General features: G+C 37.2%; 9 protein-coding genes. 1 reads left to right on the forward strand and 8 read right to left on the reverse strand.

What is annotated here, in order from left to right; all coding sequences use genetic code 11:
* Positions 1-6 precede the first annotated feature (6 nt).
* The 8 genes from KO509_RS05915 to KO509_RS05950 form a co-directional block, all read right to left on the reverse strand.
* Complete coding sequence (locus tag KO509_RS05915; RefSeq protein WP_215972364.1) at positions 7-3678, reverse strand: LamG domain-containing protein; 3672 nt, start codon at positions 3676-3678, stop codon at positions 7-9.
* Positions 3679-4434: 756 nt separating this feature from the next.
* A complete protein-coding gene (locus tag KO509_RS05920) occupies positions 4435-6762 on the reverse strand; it encodes a molybdopterin cofactor-binding domain-containing protein (protein ID WP_252727417.1) in 2328 nt (775 codons plus the stop codon).
* The gene (locus KO509_RS05925) at positions 6762-7238 is read right to left on the reverse strand and encodes a (2Fe-2S)-binding protein (protein WP_215972365.1); all 477 of its coding nucleotides are present in this window, start codon (positions 7236-7238) and stop codon (positions 6762-6764) included. The genes KO509_RS05920 and KO509_RS05925 overlap by 1 nt, the downstream gene beginning before the upstream one ends.
* 30 nt (positions 7239-7268) lie before the next feature.
* Entirely contained in the window at positions 7269-7898 is a 630-nt protein-coding gene (locus KO509_RS05930; protein ID WP_215972366.1) for a nucleotidyltransferase family protein, read from the reverse strand.
* 7 nt (positions 7899-7905) lie between these two features.
* Complete coding sequence (locus KO509_RS05935; RefSeq protein WP_215972367.1) at positions 7906-8898, reverse strand: XdhC family protein; 993 nt, start codon at positions 8896-8898, stop codon at positions 7906-7908.
* Positions 8899-9128: 230 nt separating this feature from the next.
* Positions 9129-10175 (reverse strand): aldose epimerase family protein, encoded by a 1047-nt coding sequence (locus tag KO509_RS05940; protein WP_215972368.1) that lies wholly within the window; start codon positions 10173-10175, stop codon positions 9129-9131.
* Between the two features lie 78 nt (positions 10176-10253).
* Positions 10254-12428, reverse strand: coding sequence for a multiheme c-type cytochrome (locus KO509_RS05945; protein WP_252727418.1), 2175 nt, complete (start codon positions 12426-12428; stop codon positions 10254-10256).
* A gap of 146 nt (positions 12429-12574) precedes the next feature.
* On the reverse strand, positions 12575-14392 hold the full coding sequence (locus KO509_RS05950) for a CRTAC1 family protein (RefSeq protein WP_215972370.1): 1818 nt from the start codon (positions 14390-14392) through the stop codon (positions 12575-12577).
* 289 nt (positions 14393-14681) lie between these two features.
* Here KO509_RS05950 and KO509_RS05955 point away from each other — a divergent pair, with 289 nt between their 5' ends.
* Entirely contained in the window at positions 14682-15578 is an 897-nt protein-coding gene (locus tag KO509_RS05955; RefSeq protein ID WP_215972371.1) for an SMP-30/gluconolactonase/LRE family protein, read from the forward strand.
* The last annotated feature ends 77 nt before the right edge of the window (positions 15579-15655 follow it).

The raw sequence follows: 15655 nt of genomic DNA on the forward strand, positions 1-15655 counted from the left end.
CTCTTGCTAATACACGATACCTGAGACATTAAATTCACGTAGTCCGACTCGCTGCGATGTTGGTGCCTCAAATAAAACACGAATACGATCAGCTGATAAGCTTGTTGCTGGCGTGTAATTAGTCCATCCGTTTACTGCAGCATTTTGCCAAGGCATCATGTCAAGCCAATCTGCATTCGCATCATCCCACGCTTGAACTTTCCAAGCTGAAATTTGATAACTAGGTGCATTATCTTCACTCACTGAGAATTCAAAATGACTGGCTGTAGCAAAACTAAATTCCTGCCAAACTAAATCTGTACCTAAGCCATTAGCGTTTGCTCTCGCCTCTACTGCATTATTATCGTCATATACACGTGCAATACGATCTGTTTGCCAGTTTGAGCTTGCTGCAACAAAAGTATCTACTGTTGCTAATTGAACAGGGTCACCCGTTGCCTCAGTCACTGGCTCTGTTGGTTGCTCCGGTTCAGTCTCTTGTGTTGGTTCTGGCTCTTCAGTGGTATTTTCTGTAGTAGTTAACACAAAACTATCAGCATAATATTGACCACCTTGGTTATTCCACATCCAAATTTGATAGCTGTGGTTTGCATTGGCAGTTGTTTCAAAAGTAAAGCTTTGTGATACATACTCTGTGCCAGTAAAACTCATGTTTGTAATAAATCCGCCTTCTGTAATATTGCTAACACCTACCCAGAATGACTGACCAATTTCGCCCACTTTACCCGATACGGTTAAGGTATATTCGGTATTAGGTAATAAGGTAACGTTCTGTGTAAATGAACCTGCGCCATCAATAAAAGCAGCACTTTCGCCATCAGCTTGGTTGTTATTTATAACGCTTGCACCACCTGGAGTGTTCCACGCTGTATCACCTGATTCAAAACTTGAATTAATTAGTACATTATTTGTTTCTGGTGTTGGATCAGTACCTGTGTCAGTTCCTGTATCAGTACCTGTGTCAGTTCCTGTATCAGTACCTGTGTCAGTTCCTGTGTCAGTTCCTGTATCAGTACCTGTGTCAGTTCCTGTATCAGTACCTGTGTCAGTACCTGTATCAGTACCTGTATCAGTACCGCCATTACCTGAACCACTTCTTGCAACAGGCAATAATAATTCATCAATTCTATAGCCATTAACCGTATTAGCAACAAAGCTTGTCGCAGGTAAACCTTGACCTAACCAGTTAGCTGGAATATTACCATAAACAACAGGATCTGGTTGCATCGGCTGACGACGAGGATCAACAGGTGCCAGTGTATTTCCGTCAAACGCAAGGGCATCTAGATCTAAACCACCCTGCCCATCGGCTGTATGACACGTTAAACAAAAGGCATTTTGGCGAGACTCTGGACGCGGACGATTTTGAAACAATGGACCTTCAGGAAAGTGAATGTCGTCACGTATTCCTACTAAGCCATTAGGTATATTTTGTAAATGTGCCGCATAGTCATCGCTATAATCATGATAACAAACAAAACGATCACTATTGCTACCGTTATCTAATACGTTAGATATTTCATTATGTAATGGCGCTGCATGTAAATTCGCCACATTATTCCACGTATTGTTGTTTGCGACACGCGCTAACGTACCTTTTGCCAAGTTACAGGCAATTTCTTTGTTAACGTCTTCTGCGAATACTTTAAAGTCATCAATCCAACCGGTAAATGTTGCACGGTTGTCACCGTTAGCACCAAGATACAAGGTGCCTGCACTCATCACAAATAACGCCTGGTTGTGGGTAAAACTGTCAACTTTAAAACCATTAACGTAAGTTTCAACGGTGCGGTTGCCCGGACTTAATTGAAAACCTAAGTGTGCCCAACCGGTCTGAGGGATATTCGTTAAGGTATTAACCGTGTGAACGGCTGTACCAGCAGCGTTAACAAACACAATGTTGTTGCTGTTACGTAAGCGAATTTCACTACCATCAGGGAATGTCATTAAAGTACGTTCGCCGCTGTTGTTACGGCTATCAATAAATATACTATAATACCAAGGGCTGTTTAATACCGCATTATTGTTTGCTTGAGCAGGAATATTATATTCTAGCGCGATATTGGTGCCGTCTAACCAATAACCTTTACCGGTAAAACCACCACTGGCAATGATTTCAGCGCGAGCGCCGTTACCTGTCATACGAGCACTGTTTGGCTTATTCCATGCAAGCGATGTTGCTGAGTTTTGGATATGATTAGCAAGAATATCTCTGACGTTATATTGCGCATTAAATCTAAGCGCTTGCACCATATGCGAAACAATAAAGCCGTTAACATTCAAGTAGTCATCAAAAGTCACTTCATCCGTTGAACGACCTGTACTCATTAACCAAGTAACATCAGCTGGAGATACTGGACGCATATTGCTGTGGTAGTTAAAGCGGTGCTCGTTCGAGTCAAAGAAACTGGTGTTGGTTACGTTACCATTTGGCATAACATCAATGGTACGGCTTCGTGTATCACCCACACGTTTATAACCGTCATTAATATCGTTTGTTGGGTTATAAATGAGCACATCTCGGTGACCAGTTTCGCGCACATCTTCAATGTGATCCATATGGTTAATCATGTTATCAAGTAACACCATTTTACCTTTTGTCCATAAACCCATAAGCGTACGGCCATTCACTTTTGCAAGCTCGGCAGAAGCGCTACAGTTCCCATTATATTTGGCTTCTACTTCTAACGGACAACGCGTTGGAAAGCCAGCACGACTTAAACGCTGACCAAAAGAGGTAAAAGTAATATTGGCGCCTTTTTTATCAATCCAAGGGTACGTACCAAAACGTGCATTATCAGGGAGGACATAACGATTACCTTGGTTATCAAGCGTTTCAAACGGATGCATGGCAAAGCCATAACGGGTATTTATCGTTTCATCGTACGGCGCATGACCAATGTTTTCACGGCGAGTAAATTTACGCACATCACAGCTAGGAAACGCATCGACATTGTCTCCATGGAAATAGACAATATCAGATAAGCTTGGAGAGCTGTTGCTGTCGGTTCTTGAAAGCATCAGGTTGCTATCACCCGTCATTGTCGGTTCAAAAAAGGCACCGCCACTAAAGGCCGTACCACCTGCAATGGTATCACCGGTGGTTATTTCTACAATATTAGCATCTACGGTTTTAGGGTTAGCAACACGTACGTGTACATGGGTACTGGCTAACTGGCTATTATCTAATTGTGTAATAACAGCTAAGTCATAACAATCATCCGCGCCGGTATCACCACAGGCATAAGGGCTTTCATTTGTATTACCGGTTAATTCTTCGAAGTCGCCAGAAGGATCACAAATAGTCATGTGGCCTTGGTTACTTCTTGATGGGATGTCAGATGAAGGGTTAGTAATGCCTTCATAGTCTGGATCATAAATTTCGGTACTGTTCATGATCTCCATGCCAGCAGGAGACTCAACAAACGGTTGATTAATTTTTTCTGGTTTAATTAAACGAAAAAACACACCTTGATATGGGCGATGGACTAAACCAATTCGAGCATCAGCACTGGTTGTTAAAGGTGGTACATAAGGATTTAACCAATGTCGATCATCTCCACCAGATACATGGCCTTCGGCCATATGTATTGTTCTATCAATGACAGGTCTGTCCGGTACGGCAGACACCGCAGTAGAAAGTAACACCAATGACGATGTTAGTAGTTTGAGTTTCATATATTGATTCTTATATTTATAGTTATAGTTATTGAGAACATTTAAAATTTATTATTTTTATTTAAAGGCAACTGTTCCGGTTAGATAGTGCGAAAGATTGAGCGCAATATAAAACTGCCCAAGGTATCATTTTTATTATTTTCATAAATCCTCTTAAAGCTGAACATTGCTTATTTAAAATCTAAACAATTTAGCTTGATGTTTGGTTTATATATTTTTATAAGTATAAGAAAGAATACAATCCATATAAACATAAATCACATGTTAATAAAGGTATGATGTTTCATTATTAGTGTGTTGTAAAGGGGTAAAGCGATAATAATGAGAAGCTTTGACCTAAGCGCTTGATCAAAATCAGTATTAAATTGTATATAAATACGCCATTCGGAGCTAAAAATGTAAATTCATGGCTATTATCACCGCTTTTCTTTATTAATTTTGAGGGTATGTCTTTGAAGGTTATGGTAATGAGGCTCGGTTAATTCGCTATTTTCACTGATTATTTTGTAAAATTAAAAAGGGCGTAATAATTCAATCATTACGCCCTTTGTCATATTTATCTTCTGTGAGTTTGTGTACTCACTTAACTGGATACCTAAAACGATGTGTTTGATCTATATTTTCTTTATTTTGAGGCATAGCGGTAACACTAGCTTTCTAATTTTTTAAATAAAGGTGATGTTTTAATATCGCTTTTTATTTTAATATGGATGTCATCAAACTATAGCAACGAAATATGCCCCGTCAATGAATTGATTAAACGGATAACTCTTTATTAACAGGTAAGTGTCGAATACGTATACCTGAAGCACGGTATATTGCATTAGTTATACTTGGGATAATTGGCGGAATACCTGGTTCACCAACACCGCCTGGTGGATGTTCTGATTCAACTAAATGAACAAACATGGGTGGTGATTGATTCATTCGGGTAACTGGAGAGTCATGAAAATTAGATTGCTCTACTGCGCCGTCTTTAACGCTAATTCCTCCCATTAAAGTGATAGATAAGCTAAAGACCATCGCTCCTTCCATTTGTGCTATGACGCGATCAGGAGTTACCGTAATACCACAATCAATAGCAGTATGCATTTCTAATATTTTTACTTGCTTATTAACAACGCGAACTTTAGTTGCTGCGGCAACATAACTACCAAAACTTCTAATAACACTGATGCCCCAAGCTTCATTTTGGGCTGTTTTTTCTTCAACATTGGCTTTATCGCATACTAAATTAAGCGTGTCTTTTAAACGCTTTGTATCAACAGGATATTCTGTTGGGTTTAGTCCTGCATTGTTATATTTAAAACCGCCTTGTTTTAAATCAACATAGCGATCGCTCCCTAACAACTCTAACCACATTTGCCTTGCTGACATATTAGCTTTTACTGCTAATTCATCAACAAATGAACCTTGAGCAAAACCATTGTTAATGTCAGATACCGCACGAACCCAACCTGGTCTTACATGTGATGACGCTTCTTGCGTTTCATATTGCAAGTTATCTAGTTGAAAAGGTGTATCTGCAAAGCCTAGCGATAAATCGTTTGCATTAGGTCTTGTTTGTTTACCATTAAATAACCAGCCAATTGGGGGGTAAGCCACCCTCTGTATCCAATAATCAGCGACTTTATTACTACCATGTTCGGTCTTGGACTGATCGACTAACTCTGCTTTCATATAATTAGCTGAAATCGAATGATAAAAACCATGTTTTATATCATCTTCACGCGTCCAAATAACTTTAACAGGCACATTAACCTGTTTTGCTAACTGCACCGCCTCCAAAATAAAGTCAGGTTTAGATTTTCTTCCAAAGGCTCCTCCCATCAGTGGAATATTTAAAGTAACTTGGTTTACATCAATCCCGCACTCTTTTGCTGCTAAGTTCTGTGCTCCTTGAGGATTTTGTGTACCAGCCCAAATAGTCAGTGTTGCGGATTTATCTTTACCTTGTAACCAGGCTGTCGCAGCTTCGGTCTCCATCGGACTATGATTTATATGTGGCACAGAATAAGTAGCTTCAACGGTTCTATCAGGATCATAGGTATGAGCATAAACATCTCCAGCGCTACGAATAGATTTCCCTGGTTGGTTGACCTTTTTGATTAATTCATCGCTAAAATTAGCCGTGTTATAACTAGCGTGTTCACCATTATCCCAAACTATTTTTAGTTTTTTTCGGCCTTCTTGTGCAGCCCAAGTATTTTTAGCGAGTACGGCAACGCCACCTAATGGATTGGTTCTAAATGGAAAAGTATTAGGTTTTAATTGTATGACCGCAACAACTCCAGTTACCTTTTTCGCCTCAGCATCATCAAACGACTTAACGACTCCCCCGACAACAGGCGGTCGTTGAATGCTTGCAATAAGCATATTTGGCAACTGAACATCGTGAGAATATATCGCTTCTCCTGCGACGATATCCTCAAGGTCAAACAATTTAACTTCTTTGCCAATATAATTAAAATCTTTAATGTCTTTTAATTTCATTGTCGTTAATTCAGGGGCTTCTAATTGAGAGGCGGCAATTGCCAATTCGCCAAAACTAAGTTTTTCACCAGTAATGTTATTAATGACAACATGTTGATTTGCTGTTACTTCATTAATAGCTACCTGCCACTGATTAGCGGCTGCCTGCTCAAGCATGTGCCTAACAGCAGCACCAATTTGTCGTAATCGTGTAAATTGACCACGAATAGAACTTGATCCCGCGGTATTTTGTTGGCCATAAGCCTTATCTGCTTGCCCTTGAACAACAAAAACATTAGACCAAAGTGCTTGCATTTCATCAGCAATAATTTGTGGTACTGTCGTTCGAATACCTTGGCCCATCTCACTACGATGACAAACAATAGAAGTAGTTCCATCAGTATCTAGGCTGACAAAAATATTAAGAGCGTGTTCAGCTTTACCTACTTCATAGTTTGCTTTTCCTGCGAGATTATCTGCGGCATATACTGGAGATAAGCCAGGTAAAGCAGTCGCTAATACTAAGGCACCCGAACCTATACCTAATTGCTTTAAAAACTTTCGACGACTAACATTTAAAATCGTCGTTTCTGTTGAGGATTGCATAGTCATTAAACTTCTCCTACTGTTTTTTCTTTATTTAACATAGCAGCATGTTTAATGGCTTTTTTTATACGAACGTATGTACCGCATCTACAGATATTTCCTTGCATAGCTGTATCTATGTCATCATCCGTTGGCGCTTTATTTTGAATGAGCATCGCCGCTGCACTCATTATTTGACCTACTTGACAATAACCACACTGCGGCACTTTATATTCACGCCAAGAGATTTGTACTGAATGGTTATTTTCAGGATCTAACCCTTCAATTGTGGTAATTTTTTTATTTGCTGCGTAAGAAACAGGGGTAATACATGAACGCATGGCAACACCATCAATATGTACTGTACAAGCACCACATTGCCCCGCCCCACAACCAAACTTAGTTCCAGTTAGCTGCAACTCGTCTCTTATTGCATAAAGTAATGGCATTTCTTCGGCAACATCTAACGAAACATCTTCGTTATTAACCTTAAATTTGATCATAGGAAGCTCTCTTATTTGATTCTTGCATGATTATGAATTATTCCAATGTAGTAAATCTTCTACTGTATCTATATCAAAAGAAGCATTTCCCATTGGTAACTTTTTTAATTGTTTTTGATTTGCTTGTAAAATTGCTTTAGCACCTTTATCTCCCGACAAAGCCTGTAGTTTCTCAAAGTATTGTTGAGGAAAGATTGCTGGTGCGGTAATCCCATCTAACGTTTCTGCGCAGACCATATGTTCTGGGAATTCCAATATTTTTTGCAACAATCTTAGATAGTCGCTTATTTCTAGTGCGACCTGATCAGCTAAAGTGAATAATATATGGGTAGTATCGGGATCATTATTTAAGATCATGTCTATCGATTGTGAGATCGTGTACCCCATTCCTAGATAGGCCATATCACAGTAATATAAAGACTGGGAGATTTGCTCTGCTATTTCCGTGTGATATTCACCTGTAGCAACATAAAGATTAACAAGAGGTATTTCGGCTTTAATTAAAGCTTGAGTAACGGTATTAATCGATTGTTGTAATAAAGGAGCTTTACTGCCATTACGACTTACAACGCTCAGTTGTTTATTACCCTTGAATCTGACGCTATTGCCGCCAGCAAGCATAACCGTTTTGATATTTGTTGGAAGAGTAGTATTGGTCAAGAACATATTAAGCCGATTGCATTAAAGTTTGGCCACTTTTTCCTTCAAGCACAGCGTGTGCTTCAGACAAAATAGATAAGGCTATTGATTCGGGTAACTCTCCACCAATATTTAACCCTACAGGGTTTGACAATGGTGTGGATAATTGTTGAGAAGACAAGTTTGCTTCATCTAGCACTTTTTTAGTGCGATGTGTTGGTCCCAAGAGTCCAACAAACTTCGCTTTACTACCTTGAACAAACTGTAACGCTTTTGCATCTAGCTTTACGTTATGCGTCATTATTACGATAACATCGGTATGAGCGAGACAAGCCTCTTTAGTTAACTCTGTTAAAGGTTGACGGATAATACTATCAACATCGGAAAAATGTATTCCTCTTGCATAATTTACTCGTTCATCAATAACCGTAATACTCCAACCTAATATTTTGGCCATTTTTACCACTGGGACAGCATCAATACCGCCTCCAAAAATAGTAATAGAAGGAGCAGGTTTAATATGATGAATAAATTTACCTTCAGTGGTTAGTAATGATTCTGTTGTTAAGTGATGATCATTAAACAGGGTCAATGTATTTTCAGGAGAGCTTTCACTGATACTTTGTTTATAAATACAACTTTGTTTGGCAAGTAAACTAGCTTGTAGTTTTTCTAGCTGTAACCAATTAGATGTTTGTGTGATTGGTTGTAATAATATTTTTACCATGCCACCACAACCAATCCCCAACTGCCAGCTTAAATCGTCTTCATCACGCATGTCATAACAAACGATATAATTATTCCCTGTATCCCAACACTTTCTTGCTTTAAGCATAATTTCGGCTTCTAAACAGCCGCCACTGAGCAAGCCAAAATACTGGCCAAGGCTATTAATAAACATCATGGCGCCTTGTTTACGATAAGATGAACCATCAGTTTCTATAACCGTTGCTAATACCCACGATAAACTAGACTTTTGTGGTTGCCACTTTGCAAGCAACTGCTCTAACCTATTACTCATTTATTTCAACCATTTATTAAACATTGCCTTTCTTTTTTGCAGACAAAAATGTTCATTCTTTATACACTAGAATAAAGAATCACATACATAAAATCAATATAAACATATTATGTTTTACTTTGTTGTTTGTATTGAACTGAGATCATCAATTGTCGTTTGATGGAGAAACTATATAGATATTTAGTAATAGATATAAATCTTTACCTCCTTCTCAGAGGCAAGGATTGTTATTATTGATTACTTAATGAGCTGTTATCGTATTCAAATTGATAAATAATTTCGCGTGTATATTCATCATTAGGTTGCAGTATCGTAGAAGGGAAATGACTAATATTGACAGCATTGGAATAATCTTGTGCTTCTAAACAAACTCCTTGATAAGGTCTAAAATTACCTGACAAAGCGACACCAGTATATAGCTGCACAGCGGGTTGATTAGTAAATAATGTCATTTTAATATGATTACTTTTAGAGTATAAAACCGCTTTAGGTAAACCTAAGTAGTCTTGATTCTTATGTTCATTATTATGAGTACCTTGGCTATTATTGGCTTCAGTAACATCGAAAACATAACAATGATCGTAACAAGCCATATTTTGTAAATCTGTATCCAGCGGGTATTTATGCTTTATTCCGATATTAGTCAGTTTGCTAAAGTCAAAATCAGAATTAACTACGGGTAAAATATTACCACTCGGCACACCATTACTTTTTCGTTCAAGCATGTTCGAAGCACATATTTTTAAATCAAGCTGCTCGCAGCTTTCATTGCCTAAATTGAAATAAGCATGGTTTGTTATATTAATGGGGGTTGCGGCATTGGTAGTGGCAGAGTAGTTTATTTTTAGTTGGTTTTGCTCTGTTAACTCATAGGTTACCTGCAAAATTAGTTTGCCAGGAAAGCCTTGATCGCCCGATTCTGATTCAATTTTCAGAACTACTGTAGAAGGTGATGAAGAAATAACTTGCCAAAATCGAGTAGAAAAATTATCAGTGCCACCATGTAAACATTGTTTACCATCATTTTTCGTTAATTTGTACTTTACACCATTTAATTCAAACTCTGCATTTTCTACTCTATTACAAACTCTTCCACAAGTTGCCCCTAAATAATATTCATCCGTTAAATAGTCATCGAGATTATCGTAGCCGACAGTCATATCGGTCGCAACGCCGTTAACAGGAAACAAAATTGATTTAATTCGTGCCCCAAAGTTAATTACCTCGACGGACATTCCTTGCCTATTTTGCAATAAAATTGTTTGTAACTGTTCCATAACTATTTATAGCCACTAAAATCGATAATGATTAATATTGTAATGTTAAGGTAATAGTAAACTTAGTATTGTTCATTATTACAATTGCGAAAACCATTGATAATCAGCTCGTTTATATAATTTTTGTGATAAATATAAACCTAACTCTTTTAATTCCGTTTTATCTTGATAATTAACGATTAATAATTTGAGTTCATTTAATGCTTGTTTAGTTTCACCTAAACCATCTATTGAAAGTATCCATGTATAAGCATATCGAGCATTAGTTGGCGTTAAATCAACCGCTTTTTTAAAATATGTAACTGCTTTTTTTAACTCTTTTTTACGAACTAAATACAAACCAAATTCATAATGTAATTCTCCAGATTGGGGGACTTTCTTTAAACCTTGAGATAATACAGATTGAACCAATATTTGGCGTTGTTGACTTCGATAGAGTCCAGCTAAATTAATATAGCCTGCATCAAAATAAGGCTCTATTTTAATAGCCTCTTTAAATCTTTTCTCTGCTAACACCACATCATTAATTTCCATCGCCAACAGTCCTTGATTCACTCTCCCCTCACCTCGCCAACTGCTCACCTCATTAGCAGTAACTAACTCATTAAAAGCTTGTGTAAACACTGAGAGATCCTGTTGCGTTAGTTGAATTGAAACTAAGTTTCGTGCAGCTTCAATACGAATAGATTTACGCTTATCACTTAACAACGGACTAACATATTTAATTCTTTCTTTTGGATTTAATAAAGCACTCGCTTTTACGGCACTTAAACGTAATAAGTCCTCTTGATGCGTTAAATAAGGGTCCAATATTTCTGCCGAAATTGTCGGCGTGGTATATGCAAGCATTTCTAATGCGGTTGCCCTACTAATAACAGCTAATTGTTCATCTGCAATTATCGTTAAATGTTGTTCAAGACTAATCGTATGACCAGCATTCAAAGCAAATAGATATGTTTTACTTGTTAATAACGGTTTTGGTTGACCATGCCATTGTACTAATTTATCTTCAGCCCATTGATTAGATTGATTCTCATGACATTTGATACAAGCGTTAGGGCTACCTAATGTTTTAGATAAATCAGGTCGTGGTATTTTAAAACTGTGATCTCGTCTATCATCTACCCCCATAAATCGACTTTCAGGCATGTGACAATTAACACATTGCGCCCCCTCAGATTTATCTTCATGTTGATGATGGCCTTTTACGTTAAAAACGTCACCGCTATGGCATTGTAAACAAAGCCCATTACCTTCAATTTTGACCTTCATAGTATGTTTATCATGGCAATCTAAACAATTAACACCTGCAGCAAACATTTTGCTTTGTAAAAAAGAGCCATAGACATACACTTCTTCTTTAATTTGTCCATCAGGGTAATAATTGGGTGCTGATAGAAGTTGAGGTGTAAATTGATCTAAAAAGGGCACGTGAGCTTTAATACCATCAGTAAGTGGCGAGCGTAATGAATGACAGGCAAAACAAGAATCCATAAAGCTATTATCTCTTTTTTCTCCATGCCATGAGGCCGTATTTTTACCCAACGTTCTCAGCCAACGCCCTGTTGGGTGTTTATTTGATATAACATCTTTATACACGTTACGTGTTTTTACTGATTTTGCCGATTTCTCATGAGCTGACATATCACCATGGCAAGATAAACAGCCAACATTAATATTATCAAACTCGCTCTTAAAGTGATTAGTTTCATTATCATAATTACGCGTTAAACCATCAGAGTGACAGTCTGCACACATACCATTCCAATTTTGTAATGGTTGGCGCCAATGAAGCCTGTCTTCTGGGCGTATTTCTTCATGGCTATAATTATGATACCAACGCTGGCCTCCGTCTTTTATAGCCCTACTATCCCAAGCGAAAGGCAATATTTGTAAACTCCCAGGTTCAGTTTCGACAATATATTGCTGTAGAGGAAAATGTCCGAAAGTATATTTAATAGGTAATGTTTGTGTGTTGTTATCATAAGAAATAGTGACTTGATAAACACCATCTTTAATAAAAAAAGTTGCTTTTTGACCGTAATGTTCAACACTTTTATTATTAAAGTCACCAAGGATTGTATCGTTAGCTGCAATAGCCATAGCTTTGGCATGGTCTGACTTATGCCATTCATTGGCTTGACTAGTGTGACAGTTAATACAACTTTCATTTGATAATGGTGTTGATTTTTCATTAGCCCACGATGCAGGAGTGGCAAGGACTATACTTAAAATGAGCCAATAAAAATTCACGTGATACCTATTTAATAATATACTAAAAAGTAAAAGGGATAATAAACAAAAGCACATAATACTATTGTGAGTATCATGTGCTTAACAACTATTATAATATCCAATTTTGATTCAATTGAATCAAAGCGGAGTACTCGTTCAATAAATTAAAAAGACACTTTATACACTTGGTTGGCTTTTATCGTATCTGTAGAAAAGCTTTCGCCATTTGGCCAATTTACCTTAAGGCTTTTAACAGTATCACAATCGCCTAAACCAAAATGAATGATATTATCACGACTTTGAGAGTATAATGCACTTGACGAACCAAGCCTTCTCACCTGCGACTTATAGCAAGCCTCAATAGCAATTGTCGCCCCAATTGGTGAGACACCGTTAGCTGAATTTTTCACTTCAATTTCGAGATAATTATTATCATTTTCCCAACTATTTTTAAATAAATGCCACTTACCACGATCATTAGCAAAGATAATATCTAGCTTACCATCTTGATTATAGTCGAATGTTTCTGCTCCTAAGCCAATAGCGCCTAATTCAGGAGAAATAATATTATGCGATAAAGATTTCTTAAAAGATGTTCCATCTTGATTTAACCAAAGAGTTTGCTGATTTTCCGTTGCTAGATTTCCTCGTTTTACAATAAAGATATCTTGAAAGCCATTATTATCATAATCACCCACAGCTGCCGCATTACTCTGTGATAACCCGCCAAGTCCAAGCTTTTCTGTAACATCGATAAACTTACCGTTCTTATTTTCAAGTAATACATTAGCGACCCCTTGATCATGTTTATAGGCAGGATAACTTTTAACGCCGTGAATTACACCTGTTGTAGGCGACCAAGTATTACCAGCTACGCGCCAAGTATCATTACCAATATAGCCAATATATATACCTTTTTTATCCAGTTTATCTGGCCAACCAAGTGCATTACTGTTAATTAAGCGAATGTCTTGTCCTTGATGATATTCGCCGTGCTGTTCATATTTATAACCGCTTTCTCCAAGATATATATCTTGCATTGGCCATGCTGATTGATAATTCTCTAAATTAAAAACATCACCTATCACTAAATCTTCAAACTCAAAAGGACCTCTTTTAGTGTAAAAAGCAAATGTTTGACTTGCTTCATCATAAAAGGTTTCTCCAATATTAAGCTCTTTTCCGGTTGTTAAAAATAAATCAAAGTCACCATCATTATCGTAATCGATTTCTGAAATACTGGTCACATCAAGTAAGTCTTGACTCAACCATTCATCTGTTACATCGTTAAAGGTTAAATCACCATTCCCTTGATGCATGGTAATACGTGCATCACCATATAAAATAAAGTCGCTAATATTATCGCCATTAAAGTCAGTAACGAGTAGTTTTTGACCATCCCTCATTGTTTTTACCAAACGAGAAGATACGACTAATTGACCTTTACCGTCATTTTTATACGAAATACTTGGAATATTTTTTTCATTTTTCTTTCCTGGAAAGCCTAGTAATAATAAATCTAACTCGCCATCATTATCACCATCATAAAATTTTGATGTTCTGCCTCGCATAAACTCAAGTGGTTCGTCGAACTCTTTACCTTCGGTAATATTTCTTTGATTATCGATATGAAACAGCTTAGCGTTTCTTGCATTATCACCAGAGCCACCTCCCCGCGAGACTAAAATATCAGTCACGCCATCTTTATTATAGTCCCCTACTGCAATGCCATGTGTGTCACCTACAAGAAAATCATATCCTTTCCCAAACTTCCCTTGGTTATTCCAATAAAGTTTGATAGAGAAACCGTGATCCGTTAACAATAAGTCTTGGTAGCCATCATTATCTAAATCAGCAATTACCGCATTATCCCACTTTCTTCGATTAGCATTTTCTAACTTAATATCATCACTCGCAGCATTAAAGTGCTTAACAGTTGTTGGCTCTATTGTCTTAGGGGCATAACTGCTTGAACATGACATTGTTATACAGCTTGTAGCTAACAATATAGCGCTAGAAATATATTTTTTATCGTAAATCATGTAAAACCTTTAGATATATTCAATACAAAGCCATTTAAAAACCAAAAAAATTAATAAGTTAAAATTGGCTTAATTAGGTGGTGTTTAATAAAAGCAGTCAAAATATAAATGACTTGCACTGCTATAATTTAAACATCATACTAATACACACTTAATACAAATAAAAGTATTATTCTTTTATTTCTCAATTATCCATACTCTTAACTTTTACTAATTTAGTGATAAAAATATGACTTTAAAACTAGATAAAAAATTTGATTTAAACTGCGGGCTCGCCGAAGGTTGCGTTTGGTCTATTAATGATAATGCCTTTTATTGGATCGACATCGTAAAGTCTCATCTTTATAAATACTCCCTCAACGATAGCTCTTTACAGCGCTTTGACACACCTGAACAACCTGCAAATATAATGCTCACTCAGTCACCAGGTCTGTTATTAGTGTCACTTTTTGATGGTTTATATTTATTCGACGTCAACAAAGAAAGCTGGCAACTATGGTTAGATGTTGAACCAAACAAAACGTTAAGAATCAATGACGGTTGTGTTGATGTAAATGGTAATATTTGGTTAGGAACCATGTTAATGAGCCCTGATAAACAAGGTATTGAACATGATATGGGCAAGTATGGACGTCTATTTAAAATATCACCAAACAAAGTGACAAGCATAGAAAAAGAAGTCATCGCAATTTTTAATTTAGCGACATTTTCTTTAGACAATAAAACCTTTTTTTATGCAGACTCTTTCACCAATGAAATATATGCATGCGATTTTGATATATCAACTTCTAAACTTTCAAAACAACGCCTTTTTTGTAAATTAGCAGACAAATACGGACACCCTGATGGCGGAACGACCGATAGTGAAGGTTTTATATGGAGTGCTCGTTGGGACGGTAAAGGTATTGCTCGTATTTCACCTAAAGGTGAGTTAGCACAATTTTATCCGCTAAATGCATCACAAGTAACCAACGTTTGTTTTGGTGGCGAAGATTTAAAGACGGTATTAGTGACAACGGCATCCTTAACACCAGAAGGTGAAGCCGATGGTGGTAGTGTACAATTATTTCGTTGTGATGTTGCAGGTATCCTCCCTAACACCGTCCCTATATCTCTCAATAACTAACAGATTTAAGTTACAGAGTCGTGAATCAATTGTTGAATACTCTATCCATTCTTTGTTTTATTTTTTTATTAAGCCTC

It is taken from the genome of Colwellia sp. C2M11 (assembly GCF_018860915.1).
Taxonomy (GTDB): Bacteria; Pseudomonadota; Gammaproteobacteria; order Enterobacterales; family Alteromonadaceae; genus Colwellia.

What these genes read in the sequence shown, in the direction of transcription:
- KO509_RS05915 (WP_215972364.1), bottom strand. Translation starts at nt 3,678, where the DNA reads ATGAAACTCAAACTACTAACATCGTCATTGGTGTTACTTTCTACTGCG.
- KO509_RS05920 (WP_252727417.1), bottom strand. Translation starts at nt 6,762, where the DNA reads ATGACTATGCAATCCTCAACAGAAACGACGATTTTAAATGTTAGTCGT.
- KO509_RS05925 (WP_215972365.1), bottom strand. Translation starts at nt 7,238, where the DNA reads ATGATCAAATTTAAGGTTAATAACGAAGATGTTTCGTTAGATGTTGCC.
- KO509_RS05935 (WP_215972367.1), bottom strand. Translation starts at nt 8,898, where the DNA reads ATGAGTAATAGGTTAGAGCAGTTGCTTGCAAAGTGGCAACCACAAAAG.
- KO509_RS05940 (WP_215972368.1), bottom strand. Translation starts at nt 10,175, where the DNA reads ATGGAACAGTTACAAACAATTTTATTGCAAAATAGGCAAGGAATGTCC.
- KO509_RS05950 (WP_215972370.1), bottom strand. Translation starts at nt 14,392, where the DNA reads ATGTCATGTTCAAGCAGTTATGCCCCTAAGACAATAGAGCCAACAACT.
- KO509_RS05955 (WP_215972371.1), top strand. Translation starts at nt 14,682, where the DNA reads ATGACTTTAAAACTAGATAAAAAATTTGATTTAAACTGCGGGCTCGCC.